The 23,273-nt window shown below is 74.2% G+C and carries 18 protein-coding genes; 10 read left to right on the top strand and 8 right to left on the bottom strand.

Annotation, left to right across the window (positions count from 1 at the left end; translation table 11 throughout):
* Positions 1 to 109 precede the first annotated feature (109 nt).
* From ACXJKA_RS09125 to ACXJKA_RS09115, 3 genes are all read right to left on the bottom strand, one after another.
* Positions 110 to 3,868 (bottom strand): ATP-dependent DNA helicase, encoded by a 3,759-nt coding sequence (locus ACXJKA_RS09125; protein ID WP_456824879.1) that lies wholly within the window; start codon positions 3,866 to 3,868, stop codon positions 110 to 112.
* Positions 3,865 to 7,071, bottom strand: a complete 3,207-nt coding sequence (locus ACXJKA_RS09120) for an ATP-dependent helicase (protein WP_456824878.1) — start codon at positions 7,069 to 7,071, stop codon at positions 3,865 to 3,867. Before ACXJKA_RS09120 ends, ACXJKA_RS09125 begins: the two co-directional genes overlap by 4 nt.
* Before the next feature lie 119 nt (positions 7,072 to 7,190).
* Positions 7,191 to 7,949 (bottom strand): DUF3152 domain-containing protein, encoded by a 759-nt coding sequence (locus ACXJKA_RS09115; RefSeq protein ID WP_456824877.1) that lies wholly within the window; start codon positions 7,947 to 7,949, stop codon positions 7,191 to 7,193.
* A gap of 245 nt (positions 7,950 to 8,194) precedes the next feature.
* Here ACXJKA_RS09115 and ACXJKA_RS09110 point away from each other — a divergent pair, with 245 nt between their 5' ends.
* Complete coding sequence (locus tag ACXJKA_RS09110; RefSeq protein WP_456824876.1) at positions 8,195 to 8,863, top strand: TetR/AcrR family transcriptional regulator; 669 nt, start codon at positions 8,195 to 8,197, stop codon at positions 8,861 to 8,863.
* An 86-nt stretch (positions 8,864 to 8,949) separates the two neighbouring features.
* Positions 8,950 to 9,180, top strand: a complete 231-nt coding sequence (locus ACXJKA_RS09105; protein ID WP_456824926.1) for a DUF3107 domain-containing protein — start codon at positions 8,950 to 8,952, stop codon at positions 9,178 to 9,180.
* A 52-nt stretch (positions 9,181 to 9,232) separates the two neighbouring features.
* On the opposite strand, the gene ACXJKA_RS09100 is transcribed toward ACXJKA_RS09105, so the two are convergent.
* Positions 9,233 to 9,946, bottom strand: a complete 714-nt coding sequence (locus tag ACXJKA_RS09100; protein WP_456824875.1) for a ferritin-like fold-containing protein — start codon at positions 9,944 to 9,946, stop codon at positions 9,233 to 9,235.
* Positions 9,947 to 10,279: 333 nt separating this feature from the next.
* Here ACXJKA_RS09100 and ACXJKA_RS09095 point away from each other — a divergent pair, with 333 nt between their 5' ends.
* On the top strand, positions 10,280 to 11,986 hold the full coding sequence (locus ACXJKA_RS09095; RefSeq protein WP_456824925.1) for a DEAD/DEAH box helicase: 1,707 nt from the start codon (positions 10,280 to 10,282) through the stop codon (positions 11,984 to 11,986).
* Positions 11,987 to 12,209: 223 nt separating this feature from the next.
* Here the strand turns inward: ACXJKA_RS09095 and ACXJKA_RS09090 are convergent, their stop codons facing one another.
* Positions 12,210 to 12,833, bottom strand: a complete 624-nt coding sequence (locus tag ACXJKA_RS09090; protein WP_456824874.1) for a MarC family protein — start codon at positions 12,831 to 12,833, stop codon at positions 12,210 to 12,212.
* The gene (locus tag ACXJKA_RS09085) at positions 12,830 to 13,672 is read right to left on the bottom strand and encodes a PHP domain-containing protein (RefSeq protein ID WP_456824873.1); all 843 of its coding nucleotides are present in this window, start codon (positions 13,670 to 13,672) and stop codon (positions 12,830 to 12,832) included. Before ACXJKA_RS09085 ends, ACXJKA_RS09090 begins: the two co-directional genes overlap by 4 nt.
* Before the next feature lie 38 nt (positions 13,673 to 13,710).
* On the opposite strand from ACXJKA_RS09085, the gene ACXJKA_RS09080 reads away from it, so the two are divergent.
* The gene (locus ACXJKA_RS09080; protein WP_456824872.1) at positions 13,711 to 15,237 is read left to right on the top strand and encodes an aminopeptidase P family protein; all 1,527 of its coding nucleotides are present in this window, start codon (positions 13,711 to 13,713) and stop codon (positions 15,235 to 15,237) included.
* A 193-nt stretch (positions 15,238 to 15,430) separates the two neighbouring features.
* Here the strand turns inward: ACXJKA_RS09080 and ACXJKA_RS09075 are convergent, their stop codons facing one another.
* Complete coding sequence (locus ACXJKA_RS09075; RefSeq protein WP_456824871.1) at positions 15,431 to 16,129, bottom strand: general stress protein; 699 nt, start codon at positions 16,127 to 16,129, stop codon at positions 15,431 to 15,433.
* Positions 16,130 to 16,249: 120 nt separating this feature from the next.
* Between ACXJKA_RS09075 and ACXJKA_RS09070 the strand changes: the two genes are divergently transcribed.
* Genes ACXJKA_RS09070 through ACXJKA_RS09060 form a run of 3 tightly spaced genes read left to right on the top strand, consistent with a single transcriptional unit; the run spans position 16,250 to position 19,298 of the window.
* Positions 16,250 to 17,560: a magnesium transporter MgtE N-terminal domain-containing protein gene (locus tag ACXJKA_RS09070; protein ID WP_456824870.1), complete on the top strand. Its 1,311-nt coding sequence runs from the start codon at positions 16,250 to 16,252 to the stop codon at positions 17,558 to 17,560.
* Complete coding sequence (locus ACXJKA_RS09065; RefSeq protein ID WP_456824869.1) at positions 17,553 to 18,131, top strand: DUF1003 domain-containing protein; 579 nt, start codon at positions 17,553 to 17,555, stop codon at positions 18,129 to 18,131. The genes ACXJKA_RS09070 and ACXJKA_RS09065 overlap by 8 nt, the downstream gene beginning before the upstream one ends.
* Positions 18,132 to 18,158: 27 nt before the next feature.
* Complete coding sequence (locus ACXJKA_RS09060) at positions 18,159 to 19,298, top strand: Mrp/NBP35 family ATP-binding protein (protein ID WP_456824868.1); 1,140 nt, start codon at positions 18,159 to 18,161, stop codon at positions 19,296 to 19,298.
* Between the two features lie 9 nt (positions 19,299 to 19,307).
* Here the strand turns inward: ACXJKA_RS09060 and ACXJKA_RS09055 are convergent, their stop codons facing one another.
* Positions 19,308 to 19,967 (bottom strand): dihydrofolate reductase family protein, encoded by a 660-nt coding sequence (locus ACXJKA_RS09055; protein ID WP_456824867.1) that lies wholly within the window; start codon positions 19,965 to 19,967, stop codon positions 19,308 to 19,310.
* A 116-nt stretch (positions 19,968 to 20,083) separates the two neighbouring features.
* Between ACXJKA_RS09055 and ACXJKA_RS09050 the strand changes: the two genes are divergently transcribed.
* The 3 genes from ACXJKA_RS09050 to galK are packed head-to-tail and all read left to right on the top strand — an operon-like array spanning position 20,084 to position 23,237.
* Complete coding sequence (locus ACXJKA_RS09050; RefSeq protein WP_456824866.1) at positions 20,084 to 20,869, top strand: DeoR/GlpR family DNA-binding transcription regulator; 786 nt, start codon at positions 20,084 to 20,086, stop codon at positions 20,867 to 20,869.
* Positions 20,866 to 22,041, top strand: a complete 1,176-nt coding sequence (galT, locus tag ACXJKA_RS09045) for a galactose-1-phosphate uridylyltransferase (protein WP_456824865.1) — start codon at positions 20,866 to 20,868, stop codon at positions 22,039 to 22,041. Before ACXJKA_RS09050 ends, galT begins: the two co-directional genes overlap by 4 nt.
* Entirely contained in the window at positions 22,038 to 23,237 is a 1,200-nt protein-coding gene (gene galK, locus ACXJKA_RS09040; protein WP_456824864.1) for a galactokinase, read from the top strand. The genes galT and galK overlap by 4 nt, the downstream gene beginning before the upstream one ends.
* Positions 23,238 to 23,273: the final 36 nt, after the last annotated feature.

Here is a 23,273-nt window from a genome sequence, read left to right as displayed (position 1 = left end):
CGTCCAGAGGCTTGCCGCCGCTTCTGACGAGCCGCCCGCCTTGCGGGCCGCACCTTGCGCCGACGTGGGTCGGACTGTTCGTCGTCCGCTGACGCTTGGTCCGCGCCCCTCAGTCCGCGTCGAACAGCGTGGGAGCCGTCGCCGGTGCCGCACGGCGGGTCGGTGCCGCGTTCGCGGTCTCCCAGTCGGGGCGACGACGTCCCTGAGGATTCGCCCGGGGGCCGCGCCGGTTGGGTCGGGGTCCGACGACCGGACGCGCCGCCTGCGGCCCGTCCGCCGTGGTCGCCGAACGCAGCAGATCGGTGATCTCGGCCTCGTCGAGCAGCCGCTCGGGGTACACGGTGACCCCCGCGCCGACGTAGCAGAACGCGGCCCGCACCCGGTCCACAGGGGTCCCCGTCCAGCGGGACCAGGCAAGCCGGTAGACGGCCAGCTGGAGCTCCCGGGAGGCCCGCGCCGCGTCGTCCTTCGGAGGAGCGCCCGTCTTCCAGTCGACGACGACGACACGGCCGCCGTCCGCACCGTCTGACTCCGCACCGATCGTGTCCGGGAACACCGCGTCGATGCGGGAGCGCAGCACGTAGCCGTCGACCGAGATCTCGATGTCCACCTCGACGGCGACCGGCGACCGGTTCGCCCACTCGGTGGCTAGGAACGCCTCTCGCAGCGCCTGCTCGTCCAGGTCCAGCGACGCGTCGTCGTCGTCGGCACCGGGCAGCGCGTCGACGTCCACCAGCGAGGCGCTGCCGTACCAGCCCTCGACCCACGCGTGGAATCGGGTGCCTCGGCGAGCCTGCGGCGACGGCTCGGCGGGCACCGGGCGGCGCAGGTGCTGCGCGAACTCGGCGGGGTCGCCCTCCAGCCGGACCAGCGCGGAGGCCGACAGGTGCGCGGGGAGCTCGACTTCGCCCGACGGCGTGCGTGCCCGCTCGCGCTCGGCGAGCAGTCGCTCGGCCAGCACCTCCCACGGGTGCTGCGGGTCGTCGCCCGCGACGCTGCCGATGTCGGCCACGCCCTCGAGCTGCCGGGGAGTGCCGTAGGAGGTTGACGCCGCCGGTACAGGCGCGACCTCCGTCGGCACCACTTCCGGCGGCACCATGGCTAGCGACACCGCGGTCGGCGGCACCGTGGCTGGCGGCACCGCGGTCGGCGGCACGGTGGCTGGCGGCACCGTGGCTGGCGGCACCGTGGGCGTCAGCGCCGTCGGCCGAGCCATCGCCGCTCGGACGAGCTCCGCGGCCGCCTCGACGTGCGGGCGGCGGGTCGAGCCCGCCTCCGCGCCGAACGGGTCGGCGGGCCAGGTCGCCGTCAGGGTCAGCGACGCCCGCGGGTTCGTCCCGCCGTCGTCGGGCGCGGACTCCCAGCCCCCGGTCTCCACGAGGCCGGCCTCCGCCAGCTCGGTGAGGAACGTCGAGACCTTGCGGACCCGCGTGCCGTCGCCCCACCACGCCGCGGTGAGCAACAGGTCGGAACGGGCGCGCGTCAGGGCGACGTACGCGAGACGGCGCTCCTCGGCCACCTCGTGGTCGCCAGCGTCGAGCAGGAAGCGCTTGCGGCGCTCCTCGAGGTCCCTCGGGTCCGCCGCGCCGGCGTACGCGAACGCGGGCAGGTCGTGCCGGTCACCGCGCAGCGGGTAGGGCAGGGAGCCGAGCCCGGTCAGCCACGCGGAGTCCTTGGGTCCGTCCTTGCCCTGCGTCGGCGTGGCCGGCAGGCCGCCGTCGACCAGCCCCGCGACCGCGACCACGTCCCACTCGAGACCCTTCGCCGCGTGCACGGTGATGAGCTGGACGGCGTCGGGGTCGGGCTCGGAGACCGGCATGTCCAGCCCGTTCTCCCGCGTGTCGGCGGCCTCGAGCCAGGCGAGGAAGCCCCCCAGGTTGGGGTGGTCGGCGGAGCGGGCGAACTCCACGGCCACGTCCCGGAACGCGTCGAGCTGCGCGCGCGCCCTGCCCGGCGAGGTCCGCGCGCGTGCGGCCACCTCGATGTCGAGGCCGAGGAGTCGTTCGGCCTCGGCCACCAGCTCCGGCACCGACAGGTAGGTGTGGGCGCGGAGCACGCGGAGGGTCGACGCCAGCTCGCCCAGCCGCGCCCGACCGACCGCGCTGAGCGTCCGGCCGCCGCGGCTGGTCCAGCCGTCGGCCGGCAGCTCGGTGATCGCGTCGAGCGCGTCCACGATGCTGCGCTCGTCGACGGCGTCGGCCTCGACGACGACGTCGTCGCCCGACACCGGTGCGCCGCCGTCCGTGCCGTCGCCCGCCGTCCTCCTCGCGTCGGCGTGCCCCCGGGCGCGCGCGCGGCCGTCGTGCCTGGCCGCGAGCTCGCCGGACCACGCCGCCAGTGCGTGCAGGTCCGCCGCTCCGAGCCGCGTCCGCGCACCCGTGAGCAGCCGCATGAGCGCGTCGCCGCGGGACGGGTCGTGGGCCGTCTGCAGGAGGGCCACCAGATCGACCACCTCGGGCGCCGAGAGCAGCCCCCCGAGGCCGACGACCTCGACCGGCAGTCCCGCGTCCCGCATCGCGCGCCGCAGCGGCTCGAACTGGGACCTCTTGCGGCACAGCACCGCGGCGGTGACCCGCTCACGTCCCGGGCCGGCCGGCCGCCACCGCTCGCGGACGAACTGCGCGACCGCGCGTGCCTCGTCCTCGAGCGTCTCGGCGACGTGGGCATGGACCCGGCCCTCGCCAGCGCCCGGCCGGGCCGCCAGCACCGGCACCGCGACGCGGGTGGCCGAGGCGCGCAGGGGTGCCGCGACGTGGTTGGCCGCCGCGAGGATCAGCCGGTCGTTGCGCCACGAGGTCGACAGCTGGTGGACGTCCGCGGGTGCGCGCGTGCCGTCGTCGCGGACCTGCGCGAACGACGTCGGGAAGCCCTCGAGCCCGCCGGCGCTCGCGCCGCGCCAGCCGTAGATCGATTGGTTCGGGTCCCCGACGGCCGTCACCGGGTGGCCCCCGCCGAACAGGGCGCCGAGGAGGGTCAGCTGGGCGTAGGACGTGTCCTGGTACTCGTCGAGCAGCACGACGCGGAACCGCTGCCGCTCGCCGGCACCGACCTCGGGCACGTCGAGCGCCAGTCGCGCGGCCAGGGCGACCTGGTCGCCGAAGTCGATCGCGTCGCCCGCGCGCTTGCGCGTCCGGTACTCGGCGACCAGGTCGAGCACCCGGACCCGTTCCCCCAGCGACCGCAGCAGCTTCTTGACCTCGGAGTAAGGCTCGCGCGCCGGCTCGCCCGCGGGCGTCGCGGCGATCGCCTCGAGGATGCCCTCGACCCCGGCGCGCGCACCGGCGGCGTCGAGCAGGTGCTCGTCCAGCGCGCCCGACAGGGTCAGGACGGCCTCGATCACCGTCGAGGTCGCCGCGTCGGTGTCGAGGTCGTCGCTCCACGCCTCGACCACCTCGCTGGCCAGCTGCCACTGCGCCGCCTCGCCCAGCAGCCGCGCCGACGGGTCGAGACCCAGCCGCAGGGCGTGGTCGGCGACGAGGGACGCCGCGTAGGAGTTGTACGTCGAGATCGTCGGCCGGGACAGGCCGGCGAGCGCGTCACCGCGACCGGGGTCGACGGTGCCGTGCAGGACGACGCCCTCCACCGCGGCGGCTCGCGCCAGCGTCCGCAGCCGGCGGCGCACCCGCTCGGCCAGCTCGCCCGCCGCCTTGCGCGTGAACGTCAGGCCCAGCACCTGGTCGGGTTCGACGATGCCGTTGGCCAGCAGCCAGACCACCCGTGCGGCCATGGTCTCTGTCTTGCCCGACCCGGCGCCCGCGACGACGAGCGAGGGGCCGAGCGGCGCCTCGATGACGAGCCGCTGCTCGGCGGTCGGCGGGGGCTGGCCGACGAGGGCGGCGATCTGCGCCGCCGAGAGCACGTCCGTCATGCGACCACCTGCCCGCCCTCGCCGCGGACCGGGCACGAGCGCCGGACCGGGCACCGGTCGCACAAGTCGTTGGCGGTCGCCTCGAACGTGGACGCCGCCATGCGGTCGGCCACCTGGTCCACCATCGTCCGCGCCCAGCTGGGGCCGTCGACCTCCGGACCGAGCGGCTCCTGCGTCCGCAGCACGGCCGACGCACCGGTGCCGAGGAAGACCAGCTGCGCGCCACCGGAGGTCGCCCCGTCGGGCAGCCCGTCGAACGCGCCCGCGTCCACGGCCAGCTGGTACGCGCCGAGCTGCGGGTTCTCGGCGGACTTGCTCACGCTGGGCGGGCTGGCGCCGGTCTTCAGGTCGACCACACGCACCACCGGGCCCGCCTCGTCGGCGGTGTCGACGTCCACGAGCTCGATCCGGTCGGCCGAGCCGCGCAGCGTCGCCCGGTCGGTGTCGACGGAGAACGCCCCCTCGACCAGCAGCGGCTCGCCCGCGGTGCGCAGGTAGACGGCGAGCCGGTGCACCATGGCGTCCGCCTTGCGGCGCGTGGCCAGCGCCGGCCACCCGGCGCCGAGCCCCAGTTCGCCCCAGCGCTTGTCCAGGGCCTCCGACAGCTCCGCCTCGGTGCCGCGCGGGTGCTCCTGGGCGATCGCGTGCAGCAGCGTTCCCAGGCTCTGGCCGCCGCTGCTCGACGCCGTGCCGCCCGCCGCCTCGAGGGCCCAGCGCAGCGCGCACCGCTGCGCTGTCTCGACCTTCGACGGCGAGACCGGCACGCGCTCGTCGTCCGCCCACAGCGGGGCGTCGCTGGACGGCGCCGCGAGGCCGTACCACTGCGCGGGGTCCGCCCCGGGCACACCGGCGGCCGCCAGCCGCGCGAGCGTGCTCGCCGCCACGGGATCGGGTTCGGTGCCGTCCAGGGCCGCCTGCTCCAGGTGCGCGCGCAGCTGCGCGACCAGCCCGCGCAGGTCGAGCGGAGCCGGGACCACGGTGCGGCGGGGGTCTACCTCGTCGTCCGACGGGTCCACCAGGTCGAGGAACGGCGACGGCTGGTGGTCCGCGTCGTCCACCGCGGTGACCAGCAGCGAGCGGCGCGCGCGCGAGCATGCGACGACGAACGAGCGCAGCTCGTCGGCCAGCACGGCCTCGCGCGCCGCGGCGGAATCGAAGCCGGTCGCCCCCACGCGTCCGGCGACGACGTCCACGAGCGCCTGGGCGCCCAGCAGCGAGTCGCGCAGCCGCAGGTCCGGCCACGACCCCTCCTGCACGCCCGCCACGACGACGACGTCCCACTCCCGCCCGGCCGCGCCGGCCGGGGTCAGCACCTGCACGGACGCGCGGCGGGCGCGTGCCGCGAGCGAGTCCGACGGCAGATCCTGCGCCTGCAGCCAGTCGACGAACGCCCCCGGCGTCGATCGCGGCATCCGGTCCACGAACGTCTCGGCCGCGCGGAACAACGCCAGGACGGCGTCCAGGTCGCGGTCCGCCCGCTCCCCCGCGGCGCCACCGGCGAGCGCGGACCGGCGCCACGGCTCGGCCTGCTCGGCGGCGTGCCACAAGGCCCAGAGAACGGTCTGGGCATCGGCACCGACGATTGCGGCAGCGCGGCGCCCCTCGGCGAGCACCCGGGCCAGCCGCGCGATGGGCCGGGCGGCCGCGGGGACCTGGTCGTCGGACCCGAGCGCCTCGACGAGCAGCGCGTCGCTGGTGCGCCCGCCGCCCTGGGCGAGCTCCTGCGCGCGCAACGCTCGGCGCACGCGACGCAGGCCGACCGTGTCGAGACCACCCAGGGGGGAGCACGCCAGACGCGCGGCCGCCGTGGCGTCGAGCTCCACCGCCCCGACGCAGACCCGCATCGCATCGAGCAGCGGTCGCACCGCGGGCTCCTCGCGCAGAGGCACGTCGCTGCCCAGCACGCTGACCGGCACGGACGCGCCCGCCAAGGCGCGTCGCAGCGCCGTGACCTGGGCACCCGACCGCGCAATCACCGCCATCTCGCCCCACGGCACCCCGCGCTCCACGTGGGCGCTGCGCAACGTGTGCGCGACGAACGCCGCCTCCTGCGCGGTGCTCGGCAGGATCGCGGCGCGCACCTCGCCCTCGCCGGAGCCACCGGGCTCGGCGCGCCGGTGCTGCACGGCACCGACCGCGCCCACCCGCTCCGCGATCCGCCCGACCACCGCGCGCAAGGCGGCGTCGTGACGCCACGCCGTCCGCAGCACGACCGTGCGCGCGCCGAGCTCACCGGGTCCGGGTCCGTCGACGCCCGCCCGACCCACCAGCGACGGCGTCGCGCCGCGGAACGTCTGGACCGCCGCGTCGGGGTCCGCCAGCAGCACCACGCGGGCTCCGTCGTCGGCGAGCGCTCGCAGCAGGCGAGCGGTAGCCGAGGTGCTCTCCTGGTGGTCGTCGACGACGACGAGCCGCCAGCGCGGACGGACCGCACCCGGGACCTCGACCTCCCACGAGGCGAGGGCCTGCGCGGCCTCGTCGACGACGACCGCCGGGTCCAGCCGGGCGCCGAGGTCGGGGGTGCCGGTGCGCAGCTGGACGACGTCGAGGTACTCCTCGTACAGCCGGGCGGCGCTGGCCCAGGCCGGCCGGCCGTGCGCGTCCGCGAGCGCGGCGAGCTCGACGGGGGTCAGGCCGCGCTCGGCGGCGCGCATCAGCAGGTCGCGCAGCTCGTCTCGGAACGGGCGCAGGCCGAGGACGTCCGGGCGCACCTCGGGCGGCCAGGCGAGCGGCACGCCCTCGCCGGCCGCGTGACCGGCCAGCAGGTCACCGATCAGCAGGTCCTGCTCCGCGCCGGACACGAGCGTCGGGGCGGGCTCGCCCAGCAGCGAGGCACGCGCGCGCAGGATCGAGAACGCCGCCGCCGCCGCGGTCTGCACCAGAGGCCGGCCGGAGGTCCGGCGCAGCCGCGCCGACAGTCGGTCCCGCAGATCAGCGGCCGCGCGCCGTCCCGACGCCAGGACGAGCACGTCCTCCGCCGATTGCCCGTGCTCGACCGCGGCCACGACCGCCTCGAGCGCGACCGTCGTCTTGCCGGTGCCGGGGGCGCCGAGGACGAGGAGTGCCCGGTCCGATGCGGCGGCCACGGCCGCGACGACCCCGGCCTGCTCGGCGTCGAGCTCGACGGGTGCACCGGGCCCGGCGGCCGGGACGTCCGCGAACGCCGGGCGCACGAGGCGCAGGGCGGGCGTGGAGGGCGTCACGCGGACGATCCCATCACGAGCCACCGACACCGCCGCGCACGACCCGCTACCGGAGGTCACGACAGGGGAAAACCGGAAGAGAGTGCCAAGAGAGTGGTCAGAGCGTGGTCACACGGTGGTCAGGGGAACGGCCACGCGTTCGGCACGCACGGGGCCGCCCGGTAGGACTGCTGCTGCATGACGGGGGCCACCTGGCCGGCCCCCGGGCACCTCTCGTGCGCGTGGCCGAGCAGGTGTCCGACCTCGTGGTTGACCAGGTACTGCCGGTACAGCGTCTTGTCAGCGGCGAACTCGTCCGTCGCCTCGACCCAGCGCCGAAGGTTCAGCGCGGCGTGGCCGGCCCGTCCGCAGGACACCTCGCCGTCGGTCCGCAGGGGCGCGCAGAGCGCGTCGATCGTCGTCGGCGAAGCCAGCAGAACCCGCATCTCGGCGTCGCCGTCCGTGCGCGCGAACGACAGCGACCCGTCCGCGCCCCAGCTGCGCGGGTCGTTGAGCGTGGCCATCACGGTCGCGGCGAACAGCTCCCCGTCCACCGCCAGGCCGTCCTCGACCTCGACGCGCACCGTGCGGACGGTACCGACGCCCGGCCCGGGGTCGCTGCCCGCGACCACCGTGAACGTGCCGGCGGCCGACTCGGGGACCTCCGAGGACAGCAGCCCCGCGGCGACGTCCTGCGCGGTCAGCCCTGGGGGCAGCGCGAACACGGTGGGCGGGGGCTCCGTGGGAAGCATGCCGAGGGGTGCCTCCACCGGGTCCGCGAGGGCCGGCTGGCGGCCACCGGACATCCGGCTCTGCGAACCGTCGCGGTCGAGCAGCTCGGCGTCGTGCGCACCGGTCGACGCCGGGCTGGACTCGTCCCCGAGCACGGTGTCGAGCATCGCGACCGCCTGCGGCGAGCCCGTGGTCCACCACGCCCCGCCGGCGCCGAGCGCGAGTCCGACGAGGACCGCGGCGCCTGCTGCGACCGCAGAGACAGGGCTCCGGTGGGCCCGGCGGGGCCGACGACGAGAAACCGGCGAGCGTCTGCGCGTCCGCCCTGGTCCCTGGCCCGTCGGGCGCGCACGCGGAGCCGTCACCCCGTCATCGTCGCACTCCTGACACATCCCGTCGCTACCATGCCGGAATGACGGACGGGACGGACGACTCGACCCCGAGGGCGCGCAGCCCCCGGATGGCGCGCGACGAGCGTCGCGCCCAGGTCCTGCGCATGGCCCAGGAGCTCTTCTCCTCCGAGGGCTTCCACCACGTCTCGATGGACGACATCGCCGACCGCGCCGAGGTCAGCAAGCCGGTCCTCTACCGCCACTTCCCGTCCAAGCTGGACCTCTACCTCGCCGTGGTCGACCAGAACGGCGCGGACCTGCTCGTCGCCGTCGACACCGCCGTCTCGGGCATCGAGCAGGGACCGGTGCGCAGGGGCGACGGCCGCGACGTCATCGCCGCGATCGTCAAGGCGTACATCATGTTCGTCGAGGGCGCAGGAGAGTCGTCCGCGCTGCTGTTCGAGTCCGACGTCACGCACGACGCCGACGTGCGCGCCCGGGTCGAGCACGCGTCATCGGAGGCCGCGCGCCGCATCGCCGTTGTGCTGTCGCAGGTCACAGCGCTGTCGATCGACGACGCGGGCATGCTGGCCATCTCGCTCATCGCCATGGCACAGGGCGCCGCCACCCACCGGTTGCGCCAGCCGACTGACGTCGGGCCCGAACGCACCGTCGAGCTGGTCTCCCAGCTGGCGTGGGGTGGGGTGTCCGCGCTGATCCGGCCCGACTTCGAGTACGAGGACGCCTAGGATCGGACGACGTGCCACGGCCCACCGGGCTGATCGAGGCACGGGTCGACCCGAGAACCACTGCGTGGAGTAAGGACGTGAAGGAGATGACGGTGGAGATCACCATCGGCGTGCAGAACCTGCCTCGGGAGATCAATCTGGAGTCCGACCAGACGCCGGACGAGGTCGCAGCCGCCGTGGCAGCCGCTCTGAGCGGCCGGCCGGCCCTCGAGCTGGTGGACGTGCGTGGCCGCCGGGTCATCGTGCCGACGGCGAGCCTCGGCTACGTCGAGATCGGCTCCGAGTCGAAGGGGCGCGTCGGCTTCGGCAACATCTGACGACGCAGCAGAGAGCCCCGCACGGCACCGTCCGTGCGGGGCTCTCTCGTGCTCAGGCGGTGAGGCCCAAACGGCCCATCCGGCGCGTGTGCTGCGCGGTGAGCTCGCCGAAGAGCTTGGTCGGGGCGTTCGGCAACGCGGCGTCCGCGGTGGCCGCAGAACCCTGGGCGACCAGCCGCACCAGGGCCGGCCGCTGCACGAGCAGCCGCTGGACCACCCCGAGCGCCTCCCCGACGAGGCGCCGGCCCCACAGGGCGAGACGCGCGGTGAGCACGCCGTCGGCGGACCCGGCGGCGTCCAGCTCTGCGACGGCCAGCTCGGCGTGCGAGGCGTCGTCGAGGACCTCGAGCACGACCGCGCGCGAGCCCTCGTCGAGACCCTCCGCGGCCAGCCGGCAGAAGTCGTCGGCCACGCCGTAGCCGACGTAGGCCTTGAGCAGGCGCTCCCACCACGAGCTCGGCTGCGTGCGGGCGTCGAAGTCGTCGAGCACGTCGTGGTACTGCCGCACCGCGGACACCGGGTCGCCGCCGATCGCCGTGATGCGGGCCAGCACGCGGTCGCGCCGCTCGACCGCGGCGGCCGCGAACCGGCTGAGCTCGAGGCTCTGCTCGATGGTCGGTGCGAGCGACGCGTCCGCGGCGAGGCGCGCGAACGCGACGTGCTCGAGCTGCGCGACCAGGCCCAGGAGCTCGACGGCGTCGTCGTGCTCGAGCGAGCCGACGGCGGGAACGTCCTCGACACCGGTCCGTGCGTGCGTCGTCGTCATCCGAGGATCGTAGCCCCGGCGGGGCGTCGACCGGCCTGCGGGAGCAGTCGGATAGACTGTGCAGGTAATTCGGTTGCCCGGTCGTCTAGGAATCCCCGTTCGTTCGACGATCAGACCCATTCTCGCGCAGCCCCGGACCCGTCCGGACGACGCGCGCGAGTCGACTTGCACGATCGGCTGCCGGCCAACCCGCGTGGTGATCTCCGCTGTCGCCCGGGACGCTCCGACACCCGTCGGCCCCGGCAGCGCGCGGCCCGCCACCCTTCGCAGTGAAGAGTCCTCGTGACCACCACCGACGAGACGCCGGAGCAGGTCTCTGCTCTGGCCGAGCCCATGACCCGTCCCCTGAAGAACACCTGGTCCTCCGTGCAGGCGGTGGAGGCCTCGTTCGCGGACTTCGACGTCCGCCCCGAGATCGTCCAGGCGCTGGCCGACGCCGGCATCACGCACCCGTTCCCCATCCAGGCGATGACGCTGCCGGTCGCCCTCTCGGGCCACGACATCATCGGCCAGGCCAAGACCGGCACCGGCAAGACCCTCGGCTTCGGCGTCCCGCTGCTGCACCGCGTCGTGGCTCCCGGCGAGGAGGGCTACGACCAGCTGGCCCACCCCGGCAAGCCGCAGGCGCTCGTCGTCGTCCCCACGCGCGAGCTCGCCGTGCAGGTGGCCGGCGACCTGGCCACCGCCTCCTCGCGCCGGTCGGTCCGCGTGCTGCAGGTCTACGGCGGCCGCGCGTACGAGCCGCAGATCGCCGCGCTGAACAGCGGCGTCGACGTGGTCGTCGGCACCCCCGGTCGCATGATCGACCTGCTCAAGCAGAAGCACCTCGACCTCTCGCACGTGAAGGCGGTCGTCCTCGACGAGGCCGACGAGATGCTCGACCTGGGCTTCCTGCCGGACGTCGAGACGCTGCTGGCCGCTACGCCCGCGAGCCGGCACACCATGCTGTTCTCGGCGACCATGCCGGGCGCCGTGGTCGCGATGGCGCGCCGCTACATGACGCAGCCGACGCACATCCGCGCGGCCGACCCGGACGACGACGGCCAGACCGTCAAGAACATCAAGCAGGTCGTCTACCGCGCGCACGCCCTGGACAAGGTCGAGATGCTCGCCCGCATCCTCCAGGCGCGCGACCGAGGTCTGACCATCGTCTTCGCGCGCACCAAGCGCACCGCCGCCAAGGTGGCCGACGACCTGGTCGAGCGCGGATTCGCGGCCGGCGCGCTGCACGGCGACCTCGGTCAGGGCGCCCGCGAGCAGGCGCTGCGCGCGTTCCGCCACGGCAAGGTCGACGTGCTGGTCGCCACCGACGTCGCGGCCCGCGGCATCGACGTCGAGGCCGTCACGCACGTCATCAACTACCAGTGCCCCGAGGACGAGAAGACGTACCTGCACCGCACCGGCCGCACCGGTCGCGCGGGCGCCAAGGGCACCGCGGTGACGTTCGTCGACTGGGACGACATCCCCCGCTGGGGCCTGATCGACAAGGCGCTCGGCCTGGGCATCCCGGAGCCGATCGAGTCGTACTCCAGCTCGAAGCACGTCTACGAGGACCTCGACATCCCCGAGGGCACCAAGGGGCGCCTGCCCAAGGCGCAGCAGACCCGCGAGGGCCTCGGTGCCGAGAAGCTCGAGGACCTGGGCGAGACCGGCAAGCACGGCAAGTCGAGCGGCGGACGGCCCACCGGGTCGCACTCCGACGCGATCCGCGGCAACCGGGGCGGCGACTCGCGGCGCGGCGCGTCGGCCCCGCGGACGTCCGGCCCGCAGACCGAGCGTCCCGCCGACGAGTCGAGCGAGTCCCCCGAGGGCGGCAGCCGTCGTCGTCGCGGTGGCCGCGGTCGCGGTCGCGGCGAGGGTGGCGGCGACAACGCCCCCGCGACGTCGTCGTCGGCGCCGTCGAACGGGGCCACGGCCGAGCAGGGCACCGAGGGTGGGTCGACCGGCGGCACCAGCCGCCGCAGCCGCAACCGCCGACGCACGCGCAGCGGCCAGTCGGCCGAGGGCAGCGCTCAGCAGGCGTCGACGCCCGAGGCCTGAGCCTCGATCGATCCGCGACGGGCGCCTGCTCCACGGAGCGGGCGCCCGTCGTCGTCGGGGACGTCGAACGGGTGGTTCGCCGCGTCCGGCGCCCGCGGACCCTCGTGCGCTGCCATGGTGTGCGCGTGAACGCGAAGGACGTGCGGCGACGGGCACACCCCCGCCGCCGCCGTTCCCTCTCGACCCGATCCCGCTCGGAGACCTGTCGGAATGGTGAGCCGACTCAGGCCGCCTTGATGAACGCCTCGACCGCGTCGGCCACCAGCTGGACGGCGATGGCGGCGAGCAGGAGCCCGGCGATCCGCGTGACCAGGATGGTGCCGGAGTCGCCGAGGATGCGGTGGATGACGTTGGCGAACCGCATCGCCAGGTAGAGCGCGAGGTGCACCGCGACGACGCCGAGCGCGATGGCCACCCAGTCGGCGAGGGTCTTGTCGGACTGCTGGACGAACACCATGGTGGCGACGATGGCGCCGGGGCCGGCCAGCAGCGGCGTGCCCAGCGGCACCAGGGCGACGTTGACCTTGCCGTTCCCGGACGGCTGAGGCTCTTCCATCTTCCCGGTGAGCAGCTCCATCGCGATGAGCAGCAGGAGCAGGCCGCCCGACGCCTGCAGCGCGGGCAGGGTGATGTGCATGTAGTTGAGCAGCGACTGCCCGAACAGGGCGAACGCCACGATGACGCCGAGCGCCACCAGGATGGCCTGGCGCGCGGCCCGGTTGCGCTGGTGGCGGGTCATCGCGCCCGTGAGCCCGAGGAAGATGGGCACCACGCCGGGCGGGTCCATGATCACGAACAGGGTGATGAAGACCGACGCGAACAGGTAGGCGTCGAACACGTTGCTCACGGCCGCACCACCGTCGTCGTCCCCTGGTCCTCGATCTCCGCGAGCACCTCGGGCGCGGTGAGGTTCTCGCCCAGCCGGTTGGCCTTGCCGTCCCCGTGGTAGTCGCTCGAGCCCGTGACCAGGAGGCCGAGGCGCTCCGCGATCGCGGTCAGCCGGGCGCGCTGGGCGGGCGAGTGGTCGCGGTGCTGCACCTCGATGCCCGCAAGCCCGGCCGCGGCGAGCCGGTCGAAGACGCGGTCCGGCACGATGTGGCCGCGGGCGTCTGCACCCGGGTGCGCGAAGACGGGGACCCCACCGGCGGCCCGGATCGCGCGCACGGCGTCGGGGCCGTCGGGGGCGTAGTGGGGCACGTGATACGGACCGCTCGAGGCCAGCAGGTAGGCGAACGCGGTGTCGCGGTCGGGCACGACGCCGCGCGCGACCAGGGCGTCGGCGATGTGCGGGCGGCCGACGACCACGGCGTCGCGGGACTGCGCGAGGACGTCGTCCCAGGTGATCGGCACGTCGACCGCCAGGAGCTCGACGATCCGTCGCGCGCGGTTCAGGCGGGCGTCGCGCGTGCGGTCGAGCTCGTCGGTGAGCGCGGGGTGCGTCGGATCCTGCAGGTAGCACAGCAGGTGGATGCTGATGCCATCCGCCCGGGCGGAGACCTCGGTCCCGCGCACGAGCGCGATGCCGTGCTGAGTGGCCGCGGCCGCTGCGTCGGCCCAGCCCGCCGTCGTGTCGTGGTCGGTCAGGGCGACGACGTCGAGCCCCGCGGCCGCCGCGGCCGCCACCACCTGCGCGGGTGCCTCGGTCCCGTCCGACGCCGTCGAGTGGGTATGGAGGTCGATGCGCACGGCCTCACGGTAGTGGGCGTCGATGGGAGGATGACGCCATGAGTGAGGACCAGACGCCCGAAGCCGCCCCCGCCCAGCCGCTCGCCGACCGTGGCAGCAACAGGTCGCAGCGACCGGGATCCCCGGAGTTCGTCCGGTGGATCACGTCCGGCTGGGGCCCGCGCCCCTCGTCCACCCTCGAGCGCAGCCCGGCGGCCGACCACAGCGCCGCCCGCCGCTCGGCGCTGTCCGCCCGGTTCCCCGGCGACCGCCTGGTGATCCCGGCCGGCACGTTCCGCGTCCGATCCAACGACACGGACTACCGCTTCCGCCCCCACTCGGCGTTCGCGCACCTCACGGGCCTGGGCGTCGAGCAGGAGCCCGACGCCGTGCTGGTGCTGCACCCGGTCGCGGACGGCACCGGCGACGACGGTAGCGGCCACCGGGCCGTCCTCTACATCCGCCCGCTGGCCGGTCGCGACACGGTCGAGTTCTTCTCGGACTCCCGCTACGGCGAGTTCTGGGTCGGAGCGCGCCCGACCCTCGAGGACCTCGAGGCGCTCACGGGCATCGCGACGGCGCACGTCGACGACCTGCGCGACGGGGTGGCCAAGGACGTCGGCGAGGACGGCGTGCAGGTGCGCCTGGTCGCCGACGTCGACGAGGCCATCGACGACCTGGTCGAGGAGATCCGCGCGACCGAGGCCGCCGGCGAGCGCGACGAGCGGCTGGCGGAGGCGCTGAGCGAGCTGCGGCTGGTCAAGGACGCGTACGAGATCGAGCAGATGCGGCTCGCCGTCGACACGACGATCGACGGCTTCGAGAAGATCGTCCGCGCGCTGCCGCAGGCCGTCGCGCACCAGCGCGGCGAGCGGGTGATCGAGGGGACCTTCGTCGGGCACGCGCGCCAGGAGGGCAACGCGGTCGGCTACGAGACCATCGCCGCGGCGGGCGAGCACGCGACCACGCTGCACTGGACCGACAACGACGGCCAGGTGCGGGCGGGCGAGCTCGTGCTGGTCGACGCGGGCGTCGAGGTCGACTCCCTCTACACGGCCGACGTCACGCGGACACTCCCGGTGGACGGCACGTTCACCGAGGTGCAGCGCCGGGTCTACCAGGCGGTGCTCGACGCCGCCGACGCGGGCTTCGCGGCCGCGGTGCCGGGCGCCAGGTTCCGGGACGTGCACGACGCCGCCATGAAGGTCATCGCCGAGCGCCTGGCCGAGTGGGGGCTGCTGCCGGTGAGCGCGCAGGAGGCGCTGCTGCCCGAGAACCAGCACCACCGCCGCTGGATGGTGCACGGCACCAGCCACCACCTGGGTCTCGACGTGCACGACTGCGCGGTGGCGCGCGCCGAGCTGTACATCGACGGGGTGCTGGAGCCGGGCATGGTGTTCACCATCGAGCCGGGCCTGTACTTCAAGTCGGACGACCTGCTGGTTCCCGAGGAGTACCGCGGCATCGGCGTGCGGATCGAGGACGACGTCCTGGTGACCGCCCACGGCAACGAGAACCTCTCCGCCGCGCTGCCCCGGGACCCCGACGGCATCGAGGCGTGGATGGCGGGACTGCTCGACGGCTGAGGTGTCGATCTGGTCTGCCTGTCGGCGTCACTCCCGCGAGGAGAGACACCACCGACACAGGAGGCAGACATGGATCCGAACCTCGCACTGTTGTTCTCGAGGGCCGCGACGCTCGCCGAGGTGCACAGCGCACTGCCCGGCGCCCCGCAGGTCGAGCCGGGACCGACGCGTCGCGAGCGCCGGGCCGAGCGGCTCAGGGCGCGGTCGGCGGCCCGCTCGGCGGCACAGGCGGCCCGAGCCGGTCGGCGGGCGGTCCGTTCGGCGGAGCAGGTGGTGCGGGCGGCGCGACCGGAGGGACGGTCGGGGAGCCCCACGGCTGCGAGCCCGCACCCGGCGGGTACGTTGCCGACGGATCCGAGGGACTTGTGGTGGTGAGCGGTGCCGGCGGCCTCGCGGGCCAGCCGGACTGCACGCCGCCGATCTCGCGCAGCAGCTCGCGCGCCTTGTTGGCCTGCTCCGGCAGGCACAGCACGGCGTAGGACGACGCCACGATCTGGCTGGTCGAGGTGAAGTCCCGCCGTCCCCGCGAGAACGAGTACGTGATCACGGAGAACAGCAGGCCGAACGCGCCACCGATGAAGATCGCGGGCACCAGCGGGCTCTGCGCCTCCGGCGCGGAGAACAGGCTGAGCAGGAGGCCGACGAACAGGCCGAACCAGGCCCCGGACAGGAACCCGCCGAGCGCCGCCCGCGGGTAGGAGAGCCGCCCGGTGACCCGCTCGACCATCTTGAGGTCCGTGCCCACGATGGTGACCATCTGCACCGCGAAGGCCTTGTCGGCCAGGTGGTCGACGGCCTTCTGCGCCTCCAGGTACGTGGCGTAGGCGGCGACGGTCTCGCCCTGCGGTGGCGTGGGCGTGCGCGGCGGACGGGCATTGCCGGAGAACGACATGCCGCGATCCTCTCCCAGCGGCGGGAGGATCGCCAGGGTCGGACGACCGGCAGGTGACGCTCGGCCGAACAACCGGCGGGGCGGCGGCCGTCGAGCGGGGGCCGGTCTAGGCTGACCGACGTGAGCAGCGTCGGGACCAGGGTGTTCGTCGCGCGCCTTGCCGGGACCAACGTGTTCGACCCCCTCGGTGACCAGGTGGGACGGGTGCGCGACGTCGTCGTGCTGGTGCGCCCCAAAGGCCTGCCCCGAGCCGTCGGGCTCGTCGTCGAGGTGGCGGCCCGCCGGCGCGTGTTCCTCCCGCTCACGCGGGTGACCTCCATCGACACCGGGCAGGTCATCTCGACCGGCCTGGTGAACATGCGCCGGTTCGAGCAGCGCGCGTTCGAGACCCTCGCCGTCGGCGAGCTGCTGGACCGCACCGTCGAGTTCGTCGACGGCTCCGGCTCCGCCGTCATCGAGGACGTGGCCATCGAGCTGCAGCGCAACGGCGACTGGGTGATCTCGAAGGTCTTCGTCCGCCGGCTGCCCGCCGCCGGGCGGGGCATCCTGCGCCGCCGCGGCGAGACGCTGCTGGTGTCCGTCGACGAGGTCACCGGACTCGGTCAGGCGTCGGCCGCGCAGGGCGCCGAGCTGATGCTCGCGCAGTACGAGGACCTCAAGCCGGCCGACCTGGCCGACGTGCTGCACGACCTCGGGCTCACCCGCCGCCTCGAGGTCGCCAGCGCGCTGGACAACGAGCGCCTGGCCGACGTGCTCGAGGAGCTGCCCGAGGACGACCAGGTCGGCATCCTGCAGGGCCTGGCCCGCACGCGCGCCGCCGACGTCCTCGAGGCCATGCAGCCCGACGACGCCGCCGACCTGCTGGGCGAGCTGCCCGACGACCAGCAGGCCGAGCTCCTCGAGCTCATGGAGCCCGAGGAGGCCAAGGACGTCCGGCGCCTGCTGGCGTACGAGGACAACACCGCCGGCGGTCTGATGACGACCGAGCCGGTGATCCTCGGGCCGGAGACCCCCATCGCCGCGGCGCTCGCGCACGTGCGCCGCCAGGACCTCACGCCGGCGCTGGCGTCGATGGTGTTCGTCGCGCGCCCGCCCCTGGAGACGCCCACCGGCCGCTTCATCGGCGTCGTGCACCTGCAGCGGCTGCTGCGCGAGCCCCCGCACGAGGCCATCGGCTCGATCGTCGACACGGACATCGAGTCCATCCCCGTCGACGCCCCGCTGCTGTCGGTGACCCGCAACCTGGCCACCTACAACCTGCTCGCGCTGCCCGTCGTGGACGGCGAGAAGCGGCTGCTGGGCGTGGTCTCGGTGGACGACGTGCTCGACCACCTGCTGCCCGAGGACTGGCGCGAGACGGACGACGAGGGCAACTTCTCCGACACGAGCGTGCTCGGCGGCGCACCACGTCCGGGGGTGAGCCGTGGCTGACCGCCTCGACACCCCGCTGGAGTCGCGGCGACGGTTCATCCGCCGGCCGCAGCTCGACGAGGACGCCTCGGGCAAAATCTCGGAGAGCATCGCCCGGTTCCTGGGCACCCCGCGCTTCATCATCTACCTGACGCTGTTCTGCCTCCTGTGGATCGCCTGGAACGTGTACGCCCCGGACGACCTGCGCTTCGACCAGGCGGCCAACGGGTTCACCGCCCTGACCCTGGTGCTGTCGCTGCAGGCCTCCTACGCCGCGCCCCTGATCCTGCTCGCGCAGAACCGGCAGACCGACCGCGACCGCGTGCAGGCCGAGCAGGACCGGCAGCGGTCCGAGCGGAACCTCGCGGACACCGAGTTCCTCGCCCGCGAGATGGCCGCGCTGCGCATCGCGCTGTCCGAGGTGGCCACCCGCGACTTCGTCCGCTCCGAGCTGCGCAACATGCTCGAGGACCTCGTCGCGGAGCGGGACGGCAACGACGACCGCGAGCGCGAGCGCTCCGAGAAGAAGGGCGACCGCGGCGAGAAGAAGCGTCAGCCGCGTGGGCCCTCGGACAAGGCCGCGCGGGGCTGACCCCGAGCGCGACCTACGATGGGCCCCATGCCGGAGCCCCTCGACCCGCTGACCGACGCCATCCGCGAGGCTCTCTCGCACGTGCTCGACCCGGAGATCAAGCGCCCGATCACCGAGCTCGGCATGGTCCGGTCGGTCGAGGTCGTCGGCACCCGGGCCACCGTCGGCATCGACCTGACCACGCCGGGCTGCCCGCTCAAGGACACGCTCACCCGCGACGTCAGCGCGGCGGCCGTCGCCGTCGACGGGATCTCCGAGGCGTCCGTGGTCTTCGGGGTCATGTCGGCCGAGCAGCGGGCCGAGCTCAAGACCCTGCTGCGCGGCACCTCCGCCGAGCCGGTCATCCCGTTCGCGCAGCCGCAGTCGCTGACCAAGGTGTTCGCGATCGCGTCCGGCAAGGGCGGGGTCGGCAAGTCGTCCGTGACCGCCAACCTCGCCGTCGCCATGGCGGCCGACGGCCTCAAGGTCGGCATCGTCGACGCGGACATCTACGGCTTCTCGATCCCGCGGATGCTCGGCGTCACGCGCCAGCCGACCCGCGTCGACGACATGCTGCTGCCGCCCGAGGCGTTCGGGGTCCTCGTGGTCTCGATCGGCATGTTCGTGCCGCCCGGCCAGCCCGTGGTGTGGCGGGGGCCGATGCTGCACCGGGCCCTGCAGCAGTTCCTCGCGGACGTGTTCTGGGGCGACCTCGACGTGCTGCTGCTCGACCTGCCGCCCGGCACCGGCGACATCGCGATCTCGGTGGCGCAGCTGCTGCCGTCGTCCGAGATCGTGGTCGTGACCACCCCGCAGGTCGCCGCGGCCGAGGTGGCCGAGCGCGCCGGGTCCGTCGCCGTGCAGACCCGGCAGCACGTGGTCGGCGTCGTGGAGAACATGTCGTGGCTCGAGCAGCCCGACGGGTCCCGGCTGGAGCTGTTCGGGTCCGGCGGTGGCTCCCGGGTCGCCGAGAACCTCACGCGCCTCACCGGTTCCGACGTGCCGTTGCTCGGGCAGATCCCCCTCGACGTGCGGCTGCGCGAGGCCGGCGACGTGGGCACCCCTGTGGTGCTCAGCGACCCGGACTCCCCCGCCGCGCACGCCCTGCGCGAGGTGGCGCGCTCGCTGGTGTCCCGCCGCCGCGGCCTCGCCGGCCGCTCCCTGGGCCTGACTCCTGCCGGTCGCTGACGCGCGCGCCTACCGCGCGGTGCGACGGGTCAGGATCAGATGGACGACTCCGGACGGTGATGGCGTCGCTTCGATGTCGAAGCGCTGCTCGAGTCCTTCGAGCCCGCCCCAGAGCCGTTCGCCTCGGCCCAGGACGATCGGCACGAGCACGACGTGCAGGTGGTCGATGAGATCGGCCTCGAGGAACTGCCGGATCGTGCTGACGCCGCCACCGATCCGGACGTCGAGGTCGCCGGCCAGGGCGCGCGCCTGCTCGAGCGCGGACACCGGGTCGGCGTCGACGAAGTGGAAGGTCGTCCCGCCGTCCATCTCGAGCACCGGCCGGGGATGGTGCGTCAGGACGACGACGGGGGTGTGGAAGACAGGGTTGTCGCCCCACCATCCCTTCCACTCCTCGTCCTCCCACGGACCGCGCTGAGGGCCGAACTTGTTGCGCCCCATGATCTCCACGCCGATGCCGGGCCCCCACCCGCTGGCGAAGGCCTCGTCGACCCCGAGCGATCCCTCCGTCTCCCCGTGGATGCCCATCTCGCGGAAGGTCCGCGTCTCGAAGGCCCACTCCAGGAGCCGTGTCCCCGCGTGTCCGAACGGCGCGTCGAGCTGCTGGCCCTCGCCGGCGCCGAAGCCGTCGAGCGAGACCGAGAAGTTGTGCACGCGGACGCGGGACATGTCATCTCCTTCGCGGGTCGCCGACGACCCAGGTCTGACCTTGGAGGACACCCGCCGCGATGGGCAAGACCCCGCCTCGTGTTGGGGTTTGTTTGATTTCGTGCGAAGATGTTCGGGTGCTCGCCTCCCAGCGTCAGGAACGGATCCTGGTCGCCGTGCGCGCCCACGGGGCCGCCCGGGTGGCGGACCTGGTCGAGAGCCTCGACGTCTCGGACATGACGGTCCGGCGCGACATCGCGGAGCTGGCGCGCGCGGGGCTGGTCCGGCGGGTGCACGGTGGAGCGGTGGCCCCGGACGCACCGGGCCGGCCGACCGACGAGCCCGGCTTCGAGGCCAAGCGCTCGTGGGCCGGGCCGGAGAAGGCCGCGATCGCCCGGGCGGCGCTCGCCACGATCGAGCCTGGTCAGTCGGTCGCGCTGTCCGCGGGCACGACGACCTACCTGCTCGCCGAGCTCCTGGCCGGCGCCGGCATCGGCCCCCTGACCGTGGTGACCAACGGCCTGCGCATCGCTGACGTCCTGCACGGCGCACCCGGCGTCGAGGTCATCCTCACGGGCGGGGTGCGGACGCCGTCCGACGCGCTCGTCGGCCCCGTCGCCGACGCCACGCTGGCGAGCCTGCGCGTGGACCGCACCTACCTCGGCGTGCACGGGCTCGACGCGACCGGCCTCACCACGCCCAACCTCGCCGAGGCCGCCACCGACCGCGCGCTCATGGCCTGCGCCGCGGCGACCACCGTCCTCGCCGACCACACCAAGTGGGGGGTCGTCGGGCTGGCCCGCATCGCCCCCCTCGACGACGTCGATACCCTCCTCACCGACGACGCCCTGCCCGCCGACGCCCGACCACACCTGGCCGCGACCACCCTGGTCACGGTCGCCACCACGGGAGCCACCACGTGAACGTCCGCCTGACCACGACCACGCTCGCCGACGGTCGGGAGCTGCTCTACTTCGACGACTCGGAGCCCTACCTCTCGGGCGCCGCGACGCGGGAGCTGCACGACGCCCGCCCGCTGGTGGACCGGTTCGCGCCCGTGCCCGACGCCGACGGCGTCCCCCGGCCGGTGACCGGTCCGGAGCTGCGCCGCGACCCGCTCACCGGCGACTGGATTCCGATGGCCGCACACCGCATGAACCGCACGTTCCTGCCGCCGGCCGACGCCAACCCGCTGGCCCCGGCCAAGCCCGGCGCGGTCTACCAGGACGGCGAGATCCCGGCGCAGGACTACGACGTCGTCGTGTTCGAGAACCGCTTCCCGTCCCTGCTGGCCGTCCCGGGCATCCCCGACGCGCCGGTGCAGCGGGACGGCGAGCCGCTGTGGACGGTCCGCCCCGCCGCCGGGCGCTGCGAGGTCATCTGCTTCTCGTCCGACTCGACGGCGTCGCTGAGCACCGTCACCCCGCGCCGGATGCGCACGATCGTCGAGGCGTGGGCGCAGCGCACCGAGGCCCTGAACGCCTTGCCGGGCATCGAGCAGGTGTTCGTCTTCGAGAACCGCGGCAAGGAGATCGGGGTCACGCTGCACCACCCGCACGGCCAGATCTACGCGTTCCCGTACCTGACGCCGAAGACCACGGCCATGCTCGCCGAGGCGAAGGCCCACCGGGAGCGGACCGGCCGGCTGCTGGGCCGCGACGTGCTCGACGCCGAGCTGGCCCACGACGAGCGGATCGTGCTGGAGTCGGAGCACTGGGTGGCGTACGTGCCGTTCGCCGCGCGCTGGCCCGTCGAGGTGCACCTGGCCCCCCGCCGCGACGTCCCCGACCTGCCGGCGCTGACCGACGCCGAGCGCGAGGACCTCGCGACGACGTACCTCACGCTGCTGCAGCGGCTCGACCGGTTCTTCGTCGGCCCGGACGGCGAGGCGATCCCGCTGCCCTACATCTCCGGCTGGCACCAGGCGCCCGTGCGCGAGGGGCGCGAGGACTCCAGGCTGCACCTGCAGCTATTCTCGGTGCTCCGCGCGCCGGGCAAGCTCAAGTACCTCGCCGGCGTCGAGTCCGGCATGGGCGCCTGGATCAGCGACACCACCCCGGAACGCATCGCTAACCGACTGAAGGAGCTGGCATGACCCCCGAGTGGCTCGAGGCCTGGACCCCCGTCGAGGGGAACGACCGTGCCCGCTCACTGTTCGAGGCCCGTTTCGACGAGTCGCCGGACGGCACGTGGTCGGCGCCCGGCCGGGTCAACCTCATCGGCGAGCACACCGACTACAACGGCGGCCTCTGCCTGCCCATCGCGCTCCCCCACCGCACCTACGCGGCGGTGCGGCGTCGCGACGACGACACCGTGCGGCTCGTGTCCGCGCAGGAGCCGGACGGCATGCGGACGATCGACCTGGCCGACGTCGGGCCCGGCACGGTCGACAGCTGGGCGGGGTATGTCGTCGGCGTCGCGTGGGCCCTGCGTGAGGCCGGGTACGCGATGGGCGGCTTCGACGTGGCGATCGACTCCTGCGTGCCGTACGGCGCAGGGCTGTCGTCGTCGGCGGCGCTCGAGGCGTCGGTCGCGGTCGCGCTCGACGCGGTCTTCGCACTGGGCCTTGCGGGGTCCGACGAGGGCCGGGCGACACTCACGACGCTCTGCGTGCGCGCGGAGAACGAGATCGCGGGAGCGCCCACCGGGGGCATGGACCAGGCGGCCGCGCTGCGCACGAAGGCCGGCAACGCCCTCCTGCTGGACTGCCTCGACGGCTCGGTCCGGCACGTGCCGTTCGACCTGGCAGCGCACAACCTCGCCCTGCTGGTCGTCGACACCCGGGCCGAGCACTCGCACGTCGACGGGCAGTACGCCGAGCGCCGCGCGACGTGCGAGGCCGCCGCGGCACAGCTCGGCGTCGACACCCTGCGAGAGATCTCCGACGACCCCCGAGGGCTGGAGTGGGCGCTGGACAAGCTCGACGACGAGGTCCGGGTGCGCCGCGTCCGGCACGTGGTCAACGAGATCGACCGCGTGACCTGGTTCGTCGCGCTGCTCGACGCCGGTGAGGTCGCGCCCGTCGGGACCCTCATGAACCAGTCGCACGCCTCGCTGCGCGACGACTACGAGGTGTCGTCCCTCGAGCTCGACCTCGTGGTCGAGTCCGCCCGCGGGGCCGGTGCCGTCGGTGCGCGGATGACCGGCGGCGGGTTCGGGGGGTCGGCGATCGCGCTGGTCGACGCGGGCGACGTGGACCAGGTGGCGCAGGCCGTGGCGGACGCCTTCKCCGACGCCGGCCTGCGCGCCCCGGCGTTCCTCGTCGCGACGGCGGCCGCCGCGGCGAGCTGAGCGGTATTCGACGCGACCAGGTACTCACGGATGACG

Source organism: Cellulomonas sp. P5_E12, assembly GCF_054049315.1.
Note: the sequence above shows the minus strand (reverse complement) of the source record. Positions and strands in the feature narration are given on the sequence as shown.

Coding starts and splice junctions, on each gene's coding strand:
- ACXJKA_RS09125 (WP_456824879.1), bottom strand. CDS start 3,868: ATGACGGACGTGCTCTCGGCGGCGCAGATCGCCGCCCTCGTCGGCCAG.
- ACXJKA_RS09115 (WP_456824877.1), bottom strand. CDS start 7,949: ATGCTCGACACCGTGCTCGGGGACGAGTCCAGCCCGGCGTCGACCGGT.
- ACXJKA_RS09110 (WP_456824876.1), top strand. CDS start 8,195: ATGACGGACGGGACGGACGACTCGACCCCGAGGGCGCGCAGCCCCCGG.
- ACXJKA_RS09105 (WP_456824926.1), top strand. CDS start 8,950: ATGACGGTGGAGATCACCATCGGCGTGCAGAACCTGCCTCGGGAGATC.
- ACXJKA_RS09100 (WP_456824875.1), bottom strand. CDS start 9,946: ATGACGACGACGCACGCACGGACCGGTGTCGAGGACGTTCCCGCCGTC.
- ACXJKA_RS09095 (WP_456824925.1), top strand. CDS start 10,280: ATGACCCGTCCCCTGAAGAACACCTGGTCCTCCGTGCAGGCGGTGGAG.
- ACXJKA_RS09080 (WP_456824872.1), top strand. CDS start 13,711: ATGAGTGAGGACCAGACGCCCGAAGCCGCCCCCGCCCAGCCGCTCGCC.
- ACXJKA_RS09075 (WP_456824871.1), bottom strand. CDS start 16,129: ATGTCGTTCTCCGGCAATGCCCGTCCGCCGCGCACGCCCACGCCACCG.
- ACXJKA_RS09060 (WP_456824868.1), top strand. CDS start 18,159: ATGCCGGAGCCCCTCGACCCGCTGACCGACGCCATCCGCGAGGCTCTC.
- ACXJKA_RS09055 (WP_456824867.1), bottom strand. CDS start 19,967: ATGTCCCGCGTCCGCGTGCACAACTTCTCGGTCTCGCTCGACGGCTTC.